The sequence below is a fragment of the Pseudomonas sp. R43(2017) genome (assembly GCF_002112345.1).
Classification (GTDB): domain Bacteria; phylum Pseudomonadota; class Gammaproteobacteria; order Pseudomonadales; family Pseudomonadaceae; genus Aquipseudomonas; species Aquipseudomonas kribbensis.
On the sequence record NZ_NEHJ01000002.1, the window covers coordinates 322054 to 342733 of the forward strand.

At 61.7% G+C, this 20680-nt stretch carries 20 protein-coding genes; 4 read left to right on the top strand and 16 right to left on the bottom strand.

Features of this window, described 5'->3' with window-relative positions:
- The first annotated feature begins 114 nt into the window (after window positions 1–114).
- Entirely contained in the window at window positions 115–2526 is a 2412-nt protein-coding gene (locus tag CAG02_RS06055; protein WP_085709004.1) for a penicillin acylase family protein, read from the top strand.
- Between the two features lie 127 nt (window positions 2527–2653).
- Here CAG02_RS06055 and CAG02_RS06060 read toward each other — a convergent pair whose 3' ends face one another.
- Window positions 2654–3619 (bottom strand): GlxA family transcriptional regulator, encoded by a 966-nt coding sequence (locus tag CAG02_RS06060; protein WP_085709003.1) that lies wholly within the window; start codon window positions 3617–3619, stop codon window positions 2654–2656.
- Window positions 3616–3822 carry a hypothetical protein gene (locus CAG02_RS29450; protein WP_085709002.1) on the bottom strand — a complete coding sequence of 69 codons (207 nt, stop codon included), beginning with the start codon at window positions 3820–3822 and terminating at the stop codon, window positions 3616–3618. Before CAG02_RS29450 ends, CAG02_RS06060 begins: the two co-directional genes overlap by 4 nt.
- On the opposite strand from CAG02_RS29450, the gene CAG02_RS06065 reads away from it, so the two are divergent.
- Complete coding sequence (locus CAG02_RS06065) at window positions 3809–4450, top strand: HD domain-containing protein (protein WP_085709001.1); 642 nt, start codon at window positions 3809–3811, stop codon at window positions 4448–4450. The genes CAG02_RS29450 and CAG02_RS06065 overlap by 14 nt on opposite strands.
- A 142-nt stretch (window positions 4451–4592) precedes the next feature.
- On the opposite strand, the gene CAG02_RS06070 is transcribed toward CAG02_RS06065, so the two are convergent.
- From CAG02_RS06070 to CAG02_RS30170, 8 genes are all read right to left on the bottom strand, one after another.
- Window positions 4593–5483, bottom strand: coding sequence for an ABC transporter permease subunit (locus CAG02_RS06070; RefSeq protein WP_085709000.1), 891 nt, complete (start codon window positions 5481–5483; stop codon window positions 4593–4595).
- Window positions 5480–6361: an ABC transporter permease subunit gene (locus CAG02_RS06075; RefSeq protein ID WP_170931574.1), complete on the bottom strand. Its 882-nt coding sequence runs from the start codon at window positions 6359–6361 to the stop codon at window positions 5480–5482. The genes CAG02_RS06070 and CAG02_RS06075 overlap by 4 nt, the downstream gene beginning before the upstream one ends.
- Before the next feature lie 35 nt (window positions 6362–6396).
- Complete coding sequence (locus CAG02_RS06080) at window positions 6397–7539, bottom strand: ABC transporter ATP-binding protein (protein WP_085708998.1); 1143 nt, start codon at window positions 7537–7539, stop codon at window positions 6397–6399.
- 68 nt (window positions 7540–7607) lie between these two features.
- Window positions 7608–8705, bottom strand: a complete 1098-nt coding sequence (locus CAG02_RS06085; protein WP_085708997.1) for a polyamine ABC transporter substrate-binding protein — start codon at window positions 8703–8705, stop codon at window positions 7608–7610.
- A 187-nt stretch (window positions 8706–8892) separates the two neighbouring features.
- Window positions 8893–10002 carry a polyamine ABC transporter substrate-binding protein gene (locus CAG02_RS06090; RefSeq protein ID WP_085708996.1) on the bottom strand — a complete coding sequence of 370 codons (1110 nt, stop codon included), beginning with the start codon at window positions 10000–10002 and terminating at the stop codon, window positions 8893–8895.
- A 171-nt stretch (window positions 10003–10173) separates the two neighbouring features.
- Window positions 10174–11538, bottom strand: coding sequence for an aspartate aminotransferase family protein (locus CAG02_RS06095; RefSeq protein WP_085708995.1), 1365 nt, complete (start codon window positions 11536–11538; stop codon window positions 10174–10176).
- Between the two features lie 56 nt (window positions 11539–11594).
- Complete coding sequence (locus CAG02_RS06100; RefSeq protein ID WP_011336448.1) at window positions 11595–12953, bottom strand: glutamine synthetase family protein; 1359 nt, start codon at window positions 12951–12953, stop codon at window positions 11595–11597.
- A gap of 94 nt (window positions 12954–13047) precedes the next feature.
- Window positions 13048–13407, bottom strand: coding sequence for a gamma-glutamyl-gamma-aminobutyrate hydrolase family protein (locus CAG02_RS30170; RefSeq protein WP_139831841.1), 360 nt, complete (start codon window positions 13405–13407; stop codon window positions 13048–13050).
- A 278-nt stretch (window positions 13408–13685) separates the two neighbouring features.
- On the opposite strand from CAG02_RS30170, the gene CAG02_RS06110 reads away from it, so the two are divergent.
- Both CAG02_RS06110 and CAG02_RS06115 read left to right on the top strand, forming a co-directional pair.
- The gene (locus CAG02_RS06110; RefSeq protein WP_085581012.1) at window positions 13686–15062 is read left to right on the top strand and encodes a glutamine synthetase family protein; all 1377 of its coding nucleotides are present in this window, start codon (window positions 13686–13688) and stop codon (window positions 15060–15062) included.
- A 118-nt stretch (window positions 15063–15180) separates the two neighbouring features.
- On the top strand, window positions 15181–15813 hold the full coding sequence (locus CAG02_RS06115) for a TetR/AcrR family transcriptional regulator (RefSeq protein WP_085708993.1): 633 nt from the start codon (window positions 15181–15183) through the stop codon (window positions 15811–15813).
- A gap of 158 nt (window positions 15814–15971) precedes the next feature.
- Here CAG02_RS06115 and CAG02_RS06120 read toward each other — a convergent pair whose 3' ends face one another.
- The 6 genes from CAG02_RS06120 to ssuE all read right to left on the bottom strand — a co-directional run bounded on the left by CAG02_RS06120 (window position 15972) and on the right by ssuE (window position 20647).
- A complete protein-coding gene (locus CAG02_RS06120; RefSeq protein ID WP_007953520.1) occupies window positions 15972–16187 on the bottom strand; it encodes a molybdopterin-binding protein in 216 nt (71 codons plus the stop codon).
- Between the two features lie 27 nt (window positions 16188–16214).
- Window positions 16215–17021, bottom strand: coding sequence for an aliphatic sulfonates ABC transporter ATP-binding protein (gene ssuB, locus CAG02_RS06125; protein WP_085708992.1), 807 nt, complete (start codon window positions 17019–17021; stop codon window positions 16215–16217).
- Entirely contained in the window at window positions 17018–17800 is a 783-nt protein-coding gene (ssuC, locus tag CAG02_RS06130) for an aliphatic sulfonate ABC transporter permease SsuC (RefSeq protein ID WP_085708991.1), read from the bottom strand. The genes ssuB and ssuC overlap by 4 nt, the downstream gene beginning before the upstream one ends.
- A gap of 9 nt (window positions 17801–17809) precedes the next feature.
- Window positions 17810–18958 carry an FMNH2-dependent alkanesulfonate monooxygenase gene (gene ssuD / locus CAG02_RS06135; protein ID WP_085708990.1) on the bottom strand — a complete coding sequence of 383 codons (1149 nt, stop codon included), beginning with the start codon at window positions 18956–18958 and terminating at the stop codon, window positions 17810–17812.
- Between the two features lie 25 nt (window positions 18959–18983).
- Window positions 18984–19964, bottom strand: a complete 981-nt coding sequence (locus CAG02_RS06140) for a sulfonate ABC transporter substrate-binding protein (RefSeq protein WP_085708989.1) — start codon at window positions 19962–19964, stop codon at window positions 18984–18986.
- An 89-nt stretch (window positions 19965–20053) separates the two neighbouring features.
- The gene (gene ssuE, locus CAG02_RS06145) at window positions 20054–20647 is read right to left on the bottom strand and encodes an NADPH-dependent FMN reductase (protein WP_085708988.1); all 594 of its coding nucleotides are present in this window, start codon (window positions 20645–20647) and stop codon (window positions 20054–20056) included.
- Window positions 20648–20680: the final 33 nt, after the last annotated feature.

Here is a 20680-nt window from a genome sequence, read left to right on the forward strand (position 1 = left end):
AAGGAAACTTCCTATTCGAGAAATACTGTGTTATGAAATCCCGGTTGCGAGCTTCAACTAGATCAGCACCATCAATGCCTTCATATAAATAGAACGACAGGGAGCAGAATTTTCATGAAACGAGGCCTGACCGTACTTGCGTTGCTGATCGTCATTCCCGCCATCGGGGTTGGCGGCTACCTCTACAGCAAGCAACCGACGCGTCAGGGCCAGGTGGAACTGCGCAACCTGCAAGGCTCGGTGACCGTGCGTTACGACGAGCGCGGTGTGCCGCACATCCGTGCCGAAAACGAAACTGACCTCTATCGCGCCCTCGGCTACGTGCATGCCCAGGACCGGTTGTTCCAGATGGAAGCCATGCGCCGCCTGGCCCGGGGCGAACTGGCCGAAGTGCTGGGACCGAAACTGCTCGACACCGACAAGTTGTTCCGCAGCCTGCGCATCCGCGAGCGCGCCGCCAGTTACGTGGCCGGCCTCGACAAGCAGTCACCGGCGTGGAAGGCCCTGCAAGCCTATCTGGACGGCATCAACCAGTATCAGGACTCGCACGCCGCCCCCGTCGAGTTCGACGTGCTGGGCATCCCCAAGCGGCCGTTCACTGCCGAAGACACCATCAGCGTCGCCGGCTATATGGCCTACAGCTTCGCCGCTGCGTTTCGCACCGAACCGCTGCTGACCTACGTGCGCGATCAACTGGGCGCCGACTACCTGAGCGTCTTCGACCTCGACTGGCAGCCCAAGGGCGTGCTCGCCAAGGGCCGTGCCGGCACCGCACCGGCTCTCGCTGCCGAAGACTGGAAAGACCTGAACGCCCTCGCCCGCCTCAGCGAACAGGCACTGATCGACAACGGCCTGCCGCAGTTCGAAGGCAGCAACGCCTGGGTGATTGCCGGCAGTCGCAGCAAGGGCGGCAAGGCGTTGCTGGCCGGCGACCCGCACATCCGCTTCTCGGTGCCATCGGTGTGGTACGAAGCGCAGCTGTCGGCACCGGGTTTTGAACTTTACGGCCATCATCAGGCGCTGGTGCCGTTTGCGTTCCTGGGGCACAACCTGGATTTCGGCTGGAGCCTGACCATGTTCCAGAACGATGACCTGGACCTGATCGCCGAGAAGGTCAATCCGGACAACCCGAATCAGGTCTGGTACCACGGCCAGTGGACCGACATGGTCAGCACCGAGCAGCAAATCGCCGTGAAAGGCCAGGCACCGGTGACCATCACCCTGCGTCAGTCGCCCCACGGGCCGATCGTCAACGACGCCCTCGGCACTGCCGCCGGAAAAACCCCGATTGCCATGTGGTGGGCATTCCTCGAAACGCCAAACCCGATCCTCGAAGGTTTCTACCAGCTCAACCGCGCCGACACCCTGGCCAAGGCCCGTGCCGCAGCGGCCAAGGTGCAGGCGCCGGGGCTGAACATCGTCTACGCCAACGCCAAGGGCGATATCGCCTGGTGGGCTTCGGCGCTGCTGCCCAAGCGGCCGGCCGGGGTCAAACCCGAGTTCATCCTCGACGGCAGCAGCAATCAGGCGGACAAGGACGGCTACTTCCCGTTCAGCGCCAACCCGCAGGAAGAGAACCCGGCGCGGGGCTATATCGTCTCGGCCAACTTCCAGCCCGTATCGCCGACCGGCATGGAGATTCCCGGTTACTACAACCTCGCCGACCGTGGCCAGCAACTCAACCGCCAGCTCGCCGACAAGAACGTGAAGTGGGACAACGAAGCCAACCAGAAGCTGCAACTGGGCACCACCACCGGTTATGGCCCGCGCGTGCTGGCGCCGTTGTTGCCGGTACTGCGTGAAGTGGTGACCGCCCCGGCGCAGCTGACACTGGTCGAGCAACTGGCGCAGTGGCAAGGCGACTACCCGCTGGATTCGGTCAGCGCCACGGTGTTCAACCAGTTCCTCTACGACCTGGCCGACGCGGCGATGCGCGATGAGCTGGGCAACGACATGTTCGAGACTCTGCTGTCGACCCGCGTGCTCGATGCAGCGCTGCCACGCCTGGCGGCGAATGCCGATTCACCCTGGTGGGACAACCGCAACACCCCGGGCAAGGAAACCCGCGCCGACACCGTGCGCACCGCGTGGCAGGCCAGCATCACGCACCTGAAACAGACCCTCGGCGACGATGCCTCCGGCTGGCAATGGGGCAAGGCCCACACGCTGACCCACGGTCATCCGCTGGGGCAGCAGAAACCGCTGGACCGGATTTTCAACGTCGGCCCGTTCGCCGCACCCGGCTCCCATGAAGTACCGAACAACCTCTCGGCGAAGATCGGCCCGGCGCCGTGGCCGGTGACCTACGGCCCGTCGACACGGCGGCTTGTGGACTTCGCCGACCCCGCCCACAGCCTGACCATCAACCCGGTCGGCCAGAGCGGCGTGCCGTTCGACAGCCACTATGACGATCAGGCGGAGGCGTATGTGGACGGGCTGTATGTGCAGGCGCATTTCAGTGATGAAGAGGTGACGGCGAATACGCGGAGTACCCTGAAGCTGTTGCCGGCACGGGCAGCTCAATAGATTTTTGCTGACTGGAGCGGCCCCTTCGCGAGCAAGCTCGCTCCCACATTGGATCGCGGTTTCCTGTGGGAGCGAGCTTGCTCCGGGCGGCGTTCCGACGAAGGGGTCAGTCAGAACAAAACAGATCTCAAACCATCGCCGCAAAATTCAACCGAAACTGCTGCGGCGTCACCCCCAACCGCCGGTTGAAGACACTGCGCATATGTTGCGCATCGCGAAACCCGCATTGATACGCCACGGTCTTCAGCGGCGCCGTGGTGCTTTCGAGCATCACCCGCGCCGCATCCACCCGCGCCCGTTCGACGAACTCCGCCGGGGTGACTTTCGCTTCGCGAGCAAACACCCGGGAGAAATTCCGCGCACTCATGTTCGCGGCATTCGCCAGGTCGGCGATGGTCAGGTCGCCGGTGAGATTGGCCAGTACATACAGCTGCACCATCGCCACCGCTGACGTCGGTTCGGCGTGAGGCGTGAGGAACGGGCTGAATTGCGACTGCCCGCCCGAGCGCTGGGTAAACACCACCAGCCGCTTGGCCACGCTCAGCGCCACTTCGGCTCCGTAGTCACGCGCCAGCAGGTACAGCGACAGATCGATCCCCGCCGTCACCCCCGCCGAGGTGTAGAGCTGGCCATCCTCGACGTACAACCGATCGGCCTCAACACGACTCGACGGGCACAACTGCGCCAGCGCCTCGGCGTCGTTCCAGTGGGTGGTGACCGTGCGCCCTTCCAGCAACCCGGCACGGGCGAGCATGAACGCTCCGTTGCAGATCGAACCGAACCGCCGGGCCCGCCCGCAAGCCTCGCGCAACCAGGCATCGAACGTGCTGCCGAAATCCAGGAACGGCAACTGCGGCCCACCCGCCACCAGCAGCAAATCGCAGGCTTCCTGCACGTCGCTGAAATGCCGATGCGCACTCAGGGTCAGCCCGTTGGAACACGCCATCGGCCCGCGTTCGACGCCGATCACTTCAAGCTGGTAATGATCCTCCGGCGCCAGGAAGCGGTTGGCCTCGGCGAACACATCCATGGGCCCGCTGACGTCCAGCGCCTGCACGCCGGGGAACACCACGATGGCGACGGTTCTGTTCATGGCGATGTCGGCTCCCGGGAATGGCGGATCAGCGCCAACCCTAGCCAATCCGCGCCGCAGAAGCGAGCTGGCACGATTTGCAGGTTGAATGGCAAGGATCGCAGCCATGGATCGATTGTCCGGTTTTGCCCCCGGGAACAGACTTTCTCCATCAGCGCCGCAATGGCGTTTTCGACGAGGAAGCTCAACATGACCACGACCATCGCCGGTATCCAGATCCCCGACAGCGCCCTGGCCCGGGCCACCACCGAGTACATCCGCGACATCGAATCCGACCTGCTTTACCACCACTCGCGCCGGGTGTTTCTGTTCGGTGCCTTGAGCGGCGAACGCCGGCAACTGGCCTACGATCCGGAGCTGCTGTACGTCGGCGCGATGTTCCACGATCTGGGTCTGGTCGACGGCCACCGCAGCGACGACGAACGTTTCGAAGTCGATGGCGCCAACGCGGCAGCGGCGTTTCTCAAGCCCTACGGGTTGAGCGACGACGACATCGAACAGGTCTGGCTGTCGATCGCCCTGCACACCACGCCGGGCGTACCGAAGCATCTGCGTCCGACCGTGGCGCTGGTGACGGCGGGTGTCGAGATGGATGTACTGGGCATGGACTACGCGGCGTTCACCACGGTGCAGCGCGAGGCGGTGGTGCATGCGCATCCACGGGGCGAGGGTTTCAAGGAGTGCATCATCTGCGCGTTTGCCGACGGCTTGCGTCATCGCCCTCAGACCACGTTCGGCAATGTGAAGACCGATGTGCTGAAAGATCAGATGCCGGGGTTCAAGCCGATGAACTTTGTCGAGGTGATCCGCAACTCTCCTTGGTCGGCCTAAAACCAACTGTGGGAGCGAGCTTGCTCGCGAAGGGGGCGTATCTGCCAACATTGATGTTGAATGACACACCGCTTTCGCGAGCAAGCTCGCTCCCACAGTTTGGATTGGGGTTGATCACAGAGTTGTGATCAACCCCACTTACTTAAGCCGCTTCCGGCGTCTGCGCCCGGCGCACGTCCGGTTGTTTCCACGAGTCGGCAGCGCCTTCTTCGATGGCTTGCTGGATCGCCTTGCGCCGCGACTCTTCGGCACGGCGGCTGAAGAACCAGACCATGAAGGTCACCAGCGACACCGCCAGCAGAATCAGGCTGGCCACAGCGTTGATCTCGGGCTTCACGCCCAGACGCACGGCCGAGAACACTTCCATCGGCAGGGTCGTCGAGCCCGGGCCGGAGACGAAGCTCGCCAGCACCAGGTCGTCCAGCGACAGCGCGAACGACATCATGCCGCCCGCCGCCAGCGACGGTGCGATCATCGGGATGGTGATCAGGAAGAACACCTTCCACGGCCGCGCACCCAGGTCCATCGCCGCTTCTTCGATCGACAGGTCCAGCTCACGCAGACGCGCCGACACCACCACCGCCACATACGCCGCACAGAACGTCGTGTGGGCGATCCAGATGGTGACGATGCCACGCTCCTGGGGCCAGCCGATCATCTGTGCCATGGCCACGAACAGCAGCAACAGCGACAGACCGGTGATCACTTCAGGCATTACCAGCGGCGCAGTGACCAGACCACCGAACAGCGTACGGCCCTTGAAGCGGGTGATGCGGGTCAGCACGAAGGCCGCCAGCGTACCCAGCGCCACTGCCGCGACGGCGGTGTAGCAGGCGATTTCCAGCGAGCGCACCACCGAGCCCATCAACTGGGTGTTGTCGAGCAGGCCGACGTACCACTTGATCGACCAGCCGCCCCACACCGTCACCAGTTTCGAGGCGTTGAACGAGTAGATCACCAGGATCAGCATCGGCAGGTAGATGAACAACAGGCCGAGCACCAGCATCAGGCTGGAGAAACGGAAGCGCTTCATTCTTTACCCTCCATTTCCTTGGCCTGACTGCGGTTGAACAGGATGATCGGCACGATCAGGATCGCCAGCATCACCACCGCCAGGGCGGACGCCACCGGCCAGTCACGGTTGTTGAAGAACTCTTGCCAGAGCACTTTACCGATCATCAGGGTTTCCGGACCGCCGAGCAGTTCCGGGATCACGAACTCGCCCACCACCGGGATGAACACCAGCATGCAGCCGGCGATGATGCCGTTCTTGGACAGCGGAACAGTGATTTTCCAGAAGCTGTTGAAGGTGCTCGAACCCAGGTCGGACGCGGCTTCCAGCAGGCTGGTGTCGTGTTTAACCAGGTTGGCGTAGAGCGGCAGGATCATGAACGGCAGGTACGAATAGACGACGCCGATGTACACCGCGAGGTTGGTGTTGAGGATCTGCAGCGGCTCGTCAATCAAGCCCATGCTCATCAGGAAACCGTTGAGCAGGCCGTTGTTGCTGAGGATGCCCATCCACGCGTAAACGCGGATCAGGATCGCGGTCCAGGTCGGCATCATGATCAGCAGCACCAGCACCGTCTGCACTTCCTTGCGGGCGCTGGCGATGGCATAGGCCATCGGGTAGCCGATCAGCAGACACAGCAGCGTGCTGAAGAACGCCATCTTCAGCGAACCGAGGTACGCCGAGATATACAGTTCGTCGTCGCCGAGCATCGCGTAGTTGCCCAGGTTCAGCAGCAATTGCAGCTTCTGCTCGGCGTAGGTGTAGATCTCGGTGTACGGCGGAATGGCCACGTCCGCTTCGGCGAAGCTGATCTTCAGAACGATGAAGAACGGCAGCATGAAGAACAGGAACAGCCAGATGAACGGCACCCCGATGACCAGTTGGCGGCCACCGGGAATTATTCGATTGAGCCGGCGTTTGAATTTGCGCATGTTCATGAGCGAAGTACCACGCCGCTGTCATCTTCCCAGTACACGTAGACCTGATCGCCCCAGGTCGGACGTGCGCCACGGCGTTCGGCGTTGGCCACGAACGACTGCACCAGCTTGCCGCTCGGCAATTCGACGTAGAACACCGAGTGCCCGCCGAGGTAGGCGATGTCGTGCACCTTGCCGCTGGACCAGTTGTACTCGCAGGTCGGCATTTCGGCGGTGACCAGCAGCTTCTCCGGACGGATCGCGTAGGTCACGGACTTGTCCTGCACCGAGGTGCTGATGCCGTGGCCGACATAGATCTGCCGGTCGAGGTCCTTGCAGGTGATGGTCGCGTGACCTTCGGCGTCGTCGATCACTTCGCCTTCGAAGATGTTCACGTTGCCGATGAATTCGCAGACCAGACGGCTGGTCGGGGTTTCGTAGATGTCGATCGGGCTGCCGATCTGGGCGATCCAGCCCAGGTGCATGATCGCGATGCGCTCGGCCATGGTCATGGCCTCTTCCTGGTCGTGGGTCACCATCACGCAGGTCACGCCGACGCGCTCGATGATCTCGACCAGTTCCAGCTGCATCTGCGAACGCAGTTTCTTGTCCAGCGCGCCCATCGGCTCGTCGAGCAGCAACAGCTTCGGCCGCTTGGCCAGCGAGCGCGCCAGCGCCACACGCTGACGCTGGCCGCCGGACAACTGGTGCGGCTTGCGCTTGGCGTACTGGCTCATCTGCACCAGCTTGAGCATCTCGGCCACGCGGGCGTCGATCTCGGCTGCCGGGATCTTGTCCTGCTTGAGGCCGAACGCGATGTTCTGCGCCACGGTCATGTGCGGGAACAGAGCGTAGGACTGGAACATCATGTTGATCGGTCGCTCGTACGGCGGCATGTCGGTGATGTCGACGCCGTCGAGGAAAATGCGCCCCTCCGTGGGCCGTTCGAACCCTGCCAGCATCCGCAGCAGAGTGGATTTGCCCGATCCCGAACCGCCGAGCAGGGCGAAGATCTCGCCCTTCTTGATTTCCAGGGACACATCGTCCACGGCAACCGTCTCGTCGAACTTCTTCGTGACCCGGTCGATTTTAACCAGCACCTGTTTCGGTGTCTGGTCGCCCTCGAGGGCTTTCTTATAGGCGCCGGAGGCAACTGCCATTTACGAAACTCCCAGAAAAAAAAGAGTGCAGTTCGCCCACGCAAGACGAACCCAGGATGGTTTGCGCGTTATTTACCCGACTTGACCTTGGTCCAGCTGCGGGTCATCAAACGCTGAATATTCGGTGGCAACTCGATCGACACATAGGTCTTGTCGAGGACGGCCTGCGGTGGATAAACCGCTTCGTCGGTGCGGATGGACTGCTCCATCAGCTTGTCCGAACCCGGGTTGGGGTTGGCGTAACCGACGTAATCACTGACCTGGGCAATCACCTCAGGTTTCAGCAAATAGTTGATGAAGGCGTGGGCTTCTTTGACGTTGGCCGAATCCTTCGGAATCGCCAGCATGTCGAACCAGAGCGCGCCGCCCTCTTTCGGGATGGCGTAGGCGATGTTGACGCCCTTCTTGGCTTCTTCGGCACGGTGTTTGGCCTGGAAGATGTCGCCGGAGAAACCGATGGCCACGCAAATGTCGCCGTTGGCCAGGTCGCCGATGTATTTCGAGGAGTGGAAGTAGGTCACGTAAGGACGCACCGCCAGCAATTTGGCCGTGGCTTTCTCGTAATCCTTGGGATCGGTGCTGTTGGCGTTCAGGCCCATGTAGTTGAGCACGGTCGGCATCATTTCATCGGCCGAATCGAGGAACGCCACGCCGCAGCTGTGCAGCTTCTTGATGTTCTCGGGTTCGAACAGCACGCTCCAGGAATCGATCTTGTCGACGCCGAGCACGGCTTTCACTTTGTCGACGTTGTAGCCGATGCCGTTGGTGCCCCACAGGTACGGCACGGCGTACTGGTTGCCCGGGTCGTTCTGTTCCAGGCGCTTGAGCAGCACCGGGTCGAGATTGGCGTAGTTCGTCAGCTGCGCCTTGTCGAGCTTCTGGAACGCGCCCGCCTTGATCTGCTTGCCGAGGAAGTGGTTCGACGGCACGACCACGTCGTAACCGGTGCGCCCGGCGAGCAGTTTGCCTTCCAGGGTTTCGTTGGAATCGAACACGTCGTAGACCGGCTTGATCCCGGTTTCTTTCTGGAAATCGGCCAGGGTGGTCTCGCCGATGTAATCCGACCAGTTATAAATATGCACAGTACCGGCGGCTTGGGCACCGACAGCGAACGTCAGGCCGGCAGCGGCCAGCAGGGCATTGCGCAAAGAAGAAAAAATAGGCAAGTGGAGGTCCTCTAATTTAGTTGGGCCCAAGTTGCCCCGCGCTGCATGACAGCCACGGTTGCCCGGCAACAAAACCGGCGCGCAACTTACCCTCGAAAAACCGTTCCAGCAAAACTTTCTGTCATTTAATTGCACCGCTGGCCGCCCGGGTGAAGGCGACGGCCAGCGGTTGCGGCTTCAAACCGGCTTATTTGCCGGATTTGATCTTGGTCCAGCTGCGCGTCATTTCACGCTGGGTTGCCGCCGGCAGATCGGCGATGGCATACAGCTTGGCCTGCACGTCGGCTGGCGGGTAGATGCCTGGATCGCTGGTGATGTCTTTCTCTACCAGTGGTGTTGCAGCAGCGTTACCGTTCGGGAAGCGTACGGCGTTGGTGATGCCGGCCATGACTTCAGGCTTCTGCAGGAAGGTCATGAACTTGTAGGCGCCTTCAACGTTTTCGGCATCCTTCGGAATGGCGACCATGTCGAAGAAGCTGCCAGCGCCTTCCTTCGGAATGGCGTAGCTGACTTTCACCTTGTCACCGGCCTCGGCGGCACGGGACTTGGCCTGCTGCACGTCACCCGAGTAGCCGACCGCTACGCAGATGTTGCCGTTGGCCAGGTCCGAGATGTACTTGGAGGAGTGGAAGTAGGTGATCGAAGGACGAATCTTGAGGAACAGGTCCTCGGCTTTCTTGATGTCTTCTTTCTTCTGGGAGTCGGTTGGCAGGCCCAGGTAGTGCAGCGCGACCGGCAGCATCTCGGTCGGCGAATCGAGGAAGCTCACACCGCAGCCCTTGAGCTTGGCGATGTTTTCCGGCTTCAGCAGCACGTCCCAGGAATCGATCTTGTCGACGCCCAGCGCAGCCTTGACCTTCTCCGGGTTGTAGCCGATGCCGATCGAACCCCACATGTACGGGAAGGCGTGCTTGTTGTCCGGGTCGCTGACCGACACGGCCTTGAGCAGGTCCTGGTTCAGGTTCTTCCAGTTAGGCAGCTTGGAGCGATCCAGTTCCTGGTACACGCCGGCCTTGATCTGCTTGGCCAGGAAGTTGTTGGACGGCACGACCACGTCGTAGCCGGACTTGCCCGCCAGCAGCTTGGCTTCCAGGGTTTCGTTGGAATCGAATACGTCGTAGACGACCTTGATCCCCGACTCTTTCTCGAAGTTCGCAATAGTGTCCGGAGCGATGTAGTCGGACCAGTTGTAGACGTGCAGCACTTTGTCGTCCGCGTGAACCGCGCCCGCCATCATGCCCGCGACGGACAGGGCCAGAAGTGTCTTGCCAGCAAGCTTTTTACCTAATGCCTTCATGCGTCATGCTCCAAATTTTTCTTTTTTGAACCACTTTGTTCAGCGGCCGAACCCGGACAACTGGAACCGCGGCTAGTCTGGCAAGATACGAGGCGGTCTTTCAAGAAAAGACCAGCCTTTCCAACTGCTCCGAGCGACAGCGCAACAGCTCCATCGCTCGAAGCCTAGCACTTAGCCCTGCAATGCACTGAGGGTCAGGTCCAGGCACTTGCGTGCTTTTGTAACCAGCTCATCGATCTCCGCCTTGCTGATCACCAGCGGCGGCGCAATGATCATAGTGTCGCCCACGGCGCGCATGATCAGTCCGTTGTCGAAGCAGAACTGGCGGCAGATCATGCCCACACCCTTGCCTTCGTAACGCTTGCGAGTGGCCTTGTCCTGCACCAGCTCGATGGCCCCCAGCAGACCAACCCCGCGCACTTCCCCCACCAACGGGTGATCGTTCAGTTCGCGCAGACGTTTCTGCAAATACGGTGCCGTTTCGTTGTGTGCGTTCTCGATAATTTTTTCGTCGCGCAGGATCCGGATGTTTTCCAGACCCACCGCCGCCGCCACCGGGTGACCGGAGTAGGTGAAGCCGTGGTTGAAATCGCCGCCCTCGTTGAGCACCGCCACCACTTCGTCACGCACGATCAGGCCACCCATCGGGATGTAGCCGGACGTCAGGCCCTTGGCGATGGTCATCATGTGCGGCTTGAGGTCGTAGAAATCGCTGCCGAACCATTCGCCGGTACGGCCGAAACCGCAGATCACTTCGTCCGCCACGAACAGGATGTCGTACTTGGCGAGGATTTCCTTGATGCGCGGCCAGTAGGTGTCTGGCGGAATGATCACGCCGCCGGCGCCCTGGATCGGCTCGGCAATGAAGGCACCGACGTTGTCGACGCCGACTTCGAGAATCTTTTCTTCCAACTGATTGGCCGCCCAGATCCCGAACTCTTCCGGGGTCATGTCGCCGCCTTCGGCGAACCAGTACGGCTGGGCGATATGGACGATGCCCGGGATCGGCAGGTCGCCCTGCTCGTGCATGTAGGTCATGCCGCCCAGGCTGGCGCCGGCCACGGTGGAGCCGTGGTAACCGTTCTTGCGGCTGATGATGACTTTCTTGTTCGGCTGGCCCTTGATCGCCCAGTAGTGGCGAACCATGCGCAGCATGGTGTCGTTGCCTTCGGAGCCGGAACCGGTGAAGAACACGTGGTTCATGCCCTCAGGCGCCACGTCGGCAATGGCCTTGGCCAGCTCCAGTGCCGGCGGGTGCGCGGTCTGGAAGAACAGGTTGTAGTAAGGCAGTTCGCGCATCTGTTTGGCGGCAGCATCCGCCAGCTCATCGCGGCCATAACCGATCGCCACGCACCACAGACCCGCCATGCCATCGAGGATCTTGTTGCCCTCACTGTCCCACAGGTACACGCCCTTGGCGTTGGTGATGATCCGCGGACCCTTTTCTTTCAGCTGCTTGAAGTCGCTGAACGGGGCCAGGTGGTGCTCGCTGCTGAGGGCTTGCCACTCACGGGTTTGCGGGTTGTTGCTGGTCATGCCAATTCTCCTTGTTATCGGTGAAGGCGCGGCGGCTGGCCACCGCGCCCGGCGTATCAGACGGCGAAGAGCAGGTACTCACGCTCCCAGGAACTGATCACGCGCTTGAAGTTTTCATGCTCGGCCCGCTTGACCGCGACATAGCCGGTGATGAAGGTCTTGCCCAGGTATTTCTCGATGGTTGCGCTGTTTTCCATACGCTCCAGCGCGTCTTCGATGGTCAGCGGCAGGCGCAGGTTGCGGCGCTCGTAACCACGGCCCACCACCGGTGCGCTCGGGTTGATGCCTTCGACCATGCCGATGTAGCCGCAGAGCAGGCTCGCGGCAATCGCCAGGTACGGGTTGGCGTCAGCGCCCGGCAGGCGGTTTTCCACCCGGCGGTTCTGCGGGCCGGCATCCGGGACGCGCAGGCCCACGGTGCGGTTTTCTTCGCCCCACTCCACGTTCACCGGTGCCGAGGTGTCCGGCAGGAAGCGGCGGAACGAGTTGACGTTCGGTGCGAACAGCGGCAGCAGTTCCGGGATCAGCTTCTGCAGGCCACCAATGTGATGCAGGAACAGCTGGCTCATGGTGCCGTCGTCATTGGAGAACACGTTCTTGCCGGTCTCGATGTCGATGATGCTCTGGTGCAGGTGCATGGCACTGCCCGGCTCGCCGGTCATCGGCTTGGCCATGAAGGTCGCGGCCACGTTGTGCTTGAGGGCGGCCTCACGCATGGTGCGCTTGAACACCAGAATCTGGTCAGCCAGGGACAGGGCATCACCGTGACGGAAGTTGATTTCCATCTGCGCGGTGCCGTCCTCGTGGATCAGCGTGTCGAGGTCCAGCTCCTGCAGTTCGCACCAGTCGTAGACGTCTTCGAACAGCGGGTCGAACTCGTTCGCCGCTTCGATGGAGAACGACTGACGACCGATTTCCGGACGCCCGGAACGGCCGACCGGCGGCTGCAACGGATAGTCAGGGTCGTCGCTGCGTTTGGTCAGGTAGAACTCCATTTCCGGCGCCACGATCGGCTGCCAGCCTTTGTCGGCATAGAGTTTCAGGACTTTCTTGAGCACGTTGCGCGGCGACAGCTCGATCGGGTTGCCTTGCTTGTCGTAGGTGTCGTGGATCACCTGGGCGGTCGGCTCGATGGCCCATGGCACCAGGTACACGGCGTTCTGGTCGGGGCGGCAGATCATGTCGATGTCGGCCGGGTCGAGCAGTTCGTAATAGATGTCGTCTTCGACGTAGTCGCCGGTCACGGTCTGCAACAGAACGCTCTCTGGCAGGCGCATGCCTTTTTCGGCGATGAACTTGTTGGTCGGCGAGATCTTGCCCCGGGTAATGCCGGTCAAGTCGCCGATCATGCATTCGACTTCTGTGATCTTGTGGTCTTTCAACCAATCGGTGAGCTGGTCGAGGTTGTTGCTCATAAATGCCTCTGGGCTGAGTCTCCTGACACGTGTCAGGCAGGTTTGACGCACGGGGCGTCGCGTTAAAGGGGGCTTGTTTGCGCGCAGTACCGGCTTACGCCTGGCACCGCGCATCGACAATGAAGGAGGAGCTTACCTGCCCTTTACGCTGGCGTTGCATTTCCTGTGCACATCCAGGGTGTGCAGAATCACGGGCACGGCGACGGGCGCGGTGCAGGCCGGGAGCAGGAAAGAGATCTATATTGAAAGGAGAACCGCTGAAGAGGATGCCCTTCCCCGCGTCCAGAATATCGGACGCCGGCGCCTGATCCGCCATGGACAAAGAGATCACTGGCAGAATGCGAGCCTGGCTGTCGGCTGCGCTGCGGACGGACGTGTCGCCACTGATGTGATAAGCATGCAGACCGCACTGCACGGAGCAGCCGGTGACGCCGATTAACGGCAGGCGAGACATGAAGCACCCCGGTATTATTGCTGTTATGGGTTTGACCCGAGCTTAGCCTTGTTCATTTTTTTACACAACACCCCCGTAAAAAATACAACACGGCCTGCTCAAGCCTGCGGGTGGCGCGTCTTTCACGGATAAAAAAATGCCCCAAAGTGCCCCATAAATGCCCTCGTGGCGCTTTTTCGGGGCAAAAAAGGCCTCGCTTGACTTCGGCATGCCGTTCGGGTTGACTGAAACCAGAAAAGATCAATGATTGATATTTTTAACAACAAAGGTGTTGCATCATGTCGGTACCCCCGCGTGCCGTTCAGCTTAACGAAGCGAACGCGTTCCTTAAGGAACATCCTGAGGTTCTGTACGTTGACCTTCTGATTGCGGATATGAATGGTGTGGTGCGCGGCAAGCGCATCGAACGCACCAGCCTCCACAAGGTTTACGAGAAAGGCATCAACCTGCCGGCCTCTCTATTTGCTCTGGATATCAATGGTTCGACGGTGGAAAGCACCGGCCTGGGCCTGGACATCGGCGACGCCGACCGTATCTGCTATCCAATCCCCGATACCCTGTGCAACGAGCCATGGCAAAAGCGCCCGACCGCGCAACTGCTGATGACCATGCACGAACTCGAAGGTGACCCTTTCTTCGCCGACCCGCGCGAAGTGCTCCGTCAAGTTGTTGCAAAGTTTGACGAGCTGGGCTTGACCATCTGCGCCGCATTCGAACTCGAGTTCTACCTGATCGACCAGGAAAACGTGAACGGCCGCCCTCAGCCGCCACGCTCGCCGATCTCCGGCAAACGTCCGCATTCGACCCAGGTCTACCTGATCGACGACCTCGACGAATACGTCGACTGCCTCCAGGACATTCTGGAAGGTGCGAAAGAGCAAGGCATCCCGGCCGACGCCATCGTCAAGGAAAGTGCCCCGGCGCAGTTCGAAGTGAACCTGCACCACGTCGCCGACCCGATCAAGGCTTGCGACTACGCGGTACTGCTCAAGCGTCTGATCAAGAACATCGCCTACGACCATGAAATGGACACCACCTTCATGGCCAAGCCGTACCCTGGCCAGGCAGGCAACGGTCTGCATGTGCACATTTCGGTTCTCGACAAAGATGGCAAAAACATTTTTGCCAGCGAGGATCCCGAGCAGAACGCCGCGCTGCGTCACGCGATCGGCGGTGTGCTCGAGACCCTGCCCGCGCAGATGGCTTTCCTCTGCCCCAACGTCAACTCCTACCGTCGTTTCGGCGCACAGTTCTACGTGCCGAACTCGCCGAGCTGGGGCCTGGACAACCGCACCGTGGCCCTGCGCGTACCGACCGGCTCCGCCGATGCGGTCCGCCTGGAACACCGCGTTGCCGGCGCCGACGCCAACCCGTACCTGTTGATGGCTTCGGTCCTGGCGGGCGTGCATCACGGCCTGACCAACAAGATCGAGCCACCGGCCCCGACCGAAGGCAACAGCTACGAGCAGAACGAGCAGAGCCTGCCGAACAACTTGCGCGATGCCCTGCGCGAGCTGGACGACAGCGAGGTGATGGCCAAGTACATCGATCCCAAGTACATCGATATCTTCGTCGCCTGCAAGGAAAGCGAGCTGGAGGAGTTCGAACACTCCATCTCCGACCTTGAGTACAACTGGTACCTGCACACCGTTTAAGCGGACTGCAGCACATGAAAACGCCGTTGGCTTCCCAGCCCGCGGCGTTTTTTTATTGGCCTCTGTGGCAGAGATTCAAGCTCTGCGTACAATGCCCGCTGCCCCGCAGGAGACTTTCATGACGCGTCCCGCCCCCGTCCGCAAACCCCGTGCCCGCAGTCAGGCACGAATCGATTCGATACTCGACGCCGCGCGCACGCTGCTGGCCGCCGAGGGCGTGGCGAGCCTGTCGGTCTACAGCGTGGCCGAACGGGCGCAGATCCCGCCCTCCTCGGTCTACCATTTCTTCGCCAGCGTTCCGGCCTTGCTCGAAGGCCTGACGGCAGATGTCCACGCCGCCTTCCGCGCCTGCCTGCAAGCGCCGATCGATCACGACGCCCTGCGCGACTGGCGCGACCTGTCCCGGCTGGTCGAGCAACGGATGCTGGAGATCTACGACGAAGACGCCGCCGCCCGCCAACTGATCCTCGCGCAACACGGCCTGACCGAAGTCACCCAGGCCGACCGCCAGCATGACCTCGAACTCGGCGACCTGATGCACAAGCTGTTCGATCATCACTTCGAACTGCCCAAGCTGCCGGATGACGTCGATGTGTTCGCCCTGGCCATGGAACTGGGCGACCGCGTCTACGCCCGTTCAGTACAGCAGCACGGGCAGATCACCCCGCGCATGGCCGAGGAAGGAATGCGGGTGTTCGATGCCTACATCGGGCTGTATCTGCCGCCCTATCTGCCCAAGAGAATTCTCTAGCGTCCTGATCGGCCTCTTCGCGAGCAAGCCCGCTCCCACATTTGGAATACCATCCCCTGTGGGAGCGGGCTTGCTCGCGAAGGCAGCACCACCGATCTCAAACCATGAAAAAACCCCGAAGGGCTCACACCCTTCGGGGTTGTTTTTTACTCACAGGCTTACAACTTGGCGATGGACACCTCGGTGGATTTCACGAAGGCGATCACTTCGCTGCCGACCTCCAGTTCCAGCTCCTTGACCGAACGGGTGGTGATCACCGAAGTGACGATGCCGGAGGCGGTCTGCACGTCGATTTCCGACAGCACGTCGCCGAGAACGATCTCCTTGATCGCGCCTTTGAACTGGTTGCGTACGTTGATGGCTTTGATAGTCATGGCATTGATTCCTGTCGTTTGCTTGAGTTATTGAGCCCAACGCAGTTGCGTAGGCAAGGGTGAAACGGGTTCCGGCGCCGGCGGCTCGCCGGGCAGGGACAACACACGGTTGAGCACTTCGGTTTCCAGCGCGGCCAGCCGATGGGAGCCACGGACCCGAGGGCGCGGCAGCTCCACTTGCAGGTCGAGGCCGACTTCGCCGTCCTCGATCAGAATCACCCGGTCGGCAATCGCCACCGCTTCGCTGACATCGTGGGTCACCAGCAACACGGTGAAACCATGCTGTTGCCAGAGACGTTCGATCAGTTGCTGCATCTCGATCCGGGTCAGCGCGTCCAGTGCGCCCAGCGGCTCATCGAGCAACAGCAGACGCGGTTGATGGATCAAGGCCCGGGCCAACGCCACACGCTGCTTCTGCCCGCCGGACAAAGCCGCCGGCCACTCATTGGCGCGATCCGCCAGGCCGACGGCATCCAGCGCCTCCAGGGCTTGCGGACGCCAGTTGCCTTTAAGCCCGAGACCGACGTTGTCGATGATCTTTTTCCACGGCAGCAGCCGTGCTTCCTGGAACATCAGCCGGGTGTCTTCGCGGGCATCGCTGAGCGGTGCGGCACCCGCAAGCAGATCGCCGCCGGTGGGCTGATCGAGGCCGGCGAGCAGGCGCAGCAAGGTGCTCTTGCCACAGCCGCTGCGCCCGACCACGGCGACGAACTGCCCCGCCGGAATGTGCAGGTCGATGTCACGCAGCACCTGCCGCGCGCCGAAGGTCTTTTGCAGGTTGCGCACCACCAGCGGAATCCCGCGCAGCAGACGTGGAGGTTGTTGAGCCGTCATGCCGCACCTCCTTTCGCCACTTGATAGGCCGGATGCCAACGCAGCCACACACGTTCAAGTCCACGGGCCGCGAGGTCGGCCAGTTTGCCGAGCACCGCGTAGAGCAGAATCGCCAGCACCACCACGTCGGTCTGCAGGAACTCCCGGGCATTCATCGCCAGATAACCGATGCCGGAGCTGGCGGAGATGGTTTCCGCCACGATCAGCGTCAGCCACATGAAGCCCAGCGCGAAGCGCACACCGACCAGAATGGAAGGCAACGCGCCCGGCAAGATCACCTGCCAGAACAGGCTGAAACCGGACAGGCCATAGCTGCGCGCCATCTCCACCAGCGCCGGGTCGACGTTACGGATGCCGTGGTAGGTGTTGAGGTAGATCGGGAACAGCGTGCCCAACGCCACCAGGAAAATCTTCGCCGACTCGTCAATGCCGAACCACAGGATCACCAACGGAATCAGCGCCAGGTGCGGCACGTTGCGGATCATCTGCACCGAGCTGTCGAGCAGGCGCTCGCCCCACTTCGACAGACCTGTGATGAAGCCCAGCACCAGACCGATGCTGCCACCGATGGTGAAGCCCAGCGCGGCGCGCCAGCCGCTGATTGCCAGGTGCGTCCAGATTTCACCGCTGCGCACCAGACTCACGCCGGCTTCTACCACCGCCACCGGTGCCGGCAGAATCCGCGTCGACAACCAGCCCGCCGACACCGACAACTGCCACACCGCCAGCAGCAACACCGGCAACGCCCAGGGCGCGAGGCTGTGGATAAATTTCTTCATGGCGGCGCCTCAGCTCTGGGACGCGGCTTTGGGAAGAATGTCGTTGGCCACCATCTCGCCGAACGGGCTGACATAACCGGCGCTCTTCGGCAGTTCCGGACGCTCGACGTCGAGGTGCGGGAACAGCAGCTCGGCCACGCGATACGACTCTTCGAGGTGTGGATAACCGGAGAGGATGAAGGTATCGATGCCCAGCGCCGCGTATTCCTTCACGCGTGCAGCCACGGTCGGGCCATCGCCCACCAGCGCCGTCCCGGCACCGCCGCGCACCAGACCGACGCCGGCCCACAGGTTCGGGCTGACTTCGAGGTTGTCGCGGCTGCCGCCGTGCAGCGCGGCCATGCGCTGCTGGCCGACCGAATCGAACCGCGCCAGCGAAGCCTGTGCGCGCTTGATGGTGTCGTCGTCCAGATGCGAGATCAGGCGATCCGCCGCCTGCCAGGCTTCAGCGTTGGTTTCCCGCACGATCACATGCAGGCGAATGCCGAAGCGTACGGTGCGCCCGAGCTTGGCGGCTTTGGCGCGAACCTGTTCGATCTTCTCGGCCACCGCTGCGGGTGGCTCGCCCCAGGTCAGGACCATTTCCACTTGTTCGGCGGCCAGATCCTGCGCGGCTTCCGACGAACCACCGAAGTACAGCGGCGGACGCGGTTGCTGGATCGGCGGATAGAGTAATTTGGCGCCCTTCACGCTGATGTGCTCGCCGTCGTAATCCACGGTTTCGCCTTCCAGCACACGACGCCAGATCCGGGTGAATTCCACCGAGGCCTGATAGCGCGCTTCGTGATCAAGGAACAGACCATCGCCGGCCAACTCCTCCGGATCGCCGCCGGTCACCAGGTTGAACAGTGCACGACCGCCGGACAGTCGATCCAGGGTCGCGGCCTGACGCGCCGCCACTGTCGGGGAAATGATCCCGGGGCGCAGGGCGACCAGAAACTTCAGACGCTGAGTCACTGGAATCAGCGACGCTGCCACCAGCCACGAATCCTCGCAGGAGCGGCCAGTGGGAATCAGCACGCCGCCGAAGCCCAGGCGATCCGCCGCTTGCGCGACCTGTTGCAGATAGCCGTGGTCGACGGCGCGGGCGCCTTCGGCGGTGCCAAGGTAATGGCCGTCGCCGTGGGTAGGCAGGAACCAGAAGATGTTGAGGCTCATGGAGTGGTCTCCTTGGGAATTCGATTTACTGGGCTTGGGTAACCGAGCTTTGGGCCACAGCGGCCGGTGGGGTCCAGATCACGTCCTTGATGCTCAACGGCTTGGGAATCAGCTTGAGCTGGTAGAAGGTGTCCGCGATTTTCTGTTGCGCGGCGACCACTTCCGGGGTCAGGAACAGCGCGCCATAGCCCTGGCGTTTCACCGAGGTCAGGGTGATGTCTGCCGGCAGGCCCAACAGTGGCGCGACCTGTTGGGTGACGTCTTGCGGGTTGGCTTTCGACCACTCACCGACGGCGCGCACTTCTTCCACCAAGGTCTTGATCACCTCGGGATTTTTCTGTGCGTAGGGTTTGGTCGCCAGGTAGAACTGGTGGTTGTCGACGATGCCTTTGCCGTCGCGCAGGGTGTGCGCTTGCAGCTGTTGCTCGGCGGCGGCCTGGTACGGGTCCCAGATGACCCAGGCGTCGACACTGCCACGCTCGAACGCGGCGCGGGCATCGGCCGGCGGCAGGAATACGGTTTGAATGTCGGTGTACTTGAGGCCGGCGTCTTCCAGCGCACGCACCAGCAGGTAGTGGACGTTGGAGCCTTTGTTCAGGGCGACTTTCTTGCCCTTGAGATCCGCCACCGATTTGATCGGCGAGTCTTTCGGCACGAGGATCGCTTCGCTGTTCGGCGCGGGTGGCTCGTAGGCCACATAGAGCAGATCGGCACCGGCTGCCTGGGCGAAGACCGGCGGGGTTTCGCCGGTGACGCCGAAGTCGATCGAGCCGACGTTCAGGCCTTCCAGCAGTTGCGGGCCGCCGGGGAATTCAGTCCATTGCACGTCGACGCCTTGGGCGGCGAGACGTTTTTCCAGGGTGCCTTTGGCTTTGAGCAGCACCAGCGTGCCGTACTTCTGATAACCGATCCGCAACGTCTCGGCTTGAGCTTGAGTGATGGCGCCGAAGGTGACAGCCGCAGCAAACAGAGCGACCAGACCACGACGCAAAAATACAGTGCGCATAGCGCTCTCCTTTTTGCTGTTGGGTTTTGGCTGCACCTGCTTGCCCGTTGGCGGGCGAGTAAGGCCAGTACTTCAAGTTTCGATGTGGCTCAAATGCTCCAGCGAGCACTCAACAAACGTTCATTCAACAGCCCCGGCTCCAGCGGCTTCGGCCGGCGGGCCATGGCGCTGACAAACTGATCCAGCGCTTCGTGCAGCCGCTGTTCCAGGGCTGGTGCCAGTTGCGCCGCAGCACTGCCTTCGCCGTAAGCGATCTGGCTGTCCTCGGCAAAAATCCCTTGCAGCATTTCCTGGGCCTTCAACGCCGACAGCACCGGTTTGAGCGCGTAATCGACCACCAGCATGTGGGCGATGCTGCCGCCCGTGGCCATCGGCAAGACAATCTTGTGGTTCAGGGCGCGTTCCGGCAGCAGATCGAGCAGGGTCTTCAGTGCACCGGAGAACGACGCCTTGTAGACCGGGGTGGCGATCAGCAAGCCATCGGCGTTTTCAATCTGTTGCAGCAGGTCGAGCACCTTCGGGCTGTCGAAGCGGGCGTGGAGCAGGTCTTCGGCCGGGAAGTCCCGCACCTGATAACTCACCACTTCCACCCCTTGCTGCTGCAACCAGCGTTGCGAGCGCTCCAGCAACACCCCGGAACGGGAGCGTTGACTGGGACTGCCACCGAGTGAGACGACCAGCATTCAGATGATTCCTTGAGCGTTACCGGCGATTCG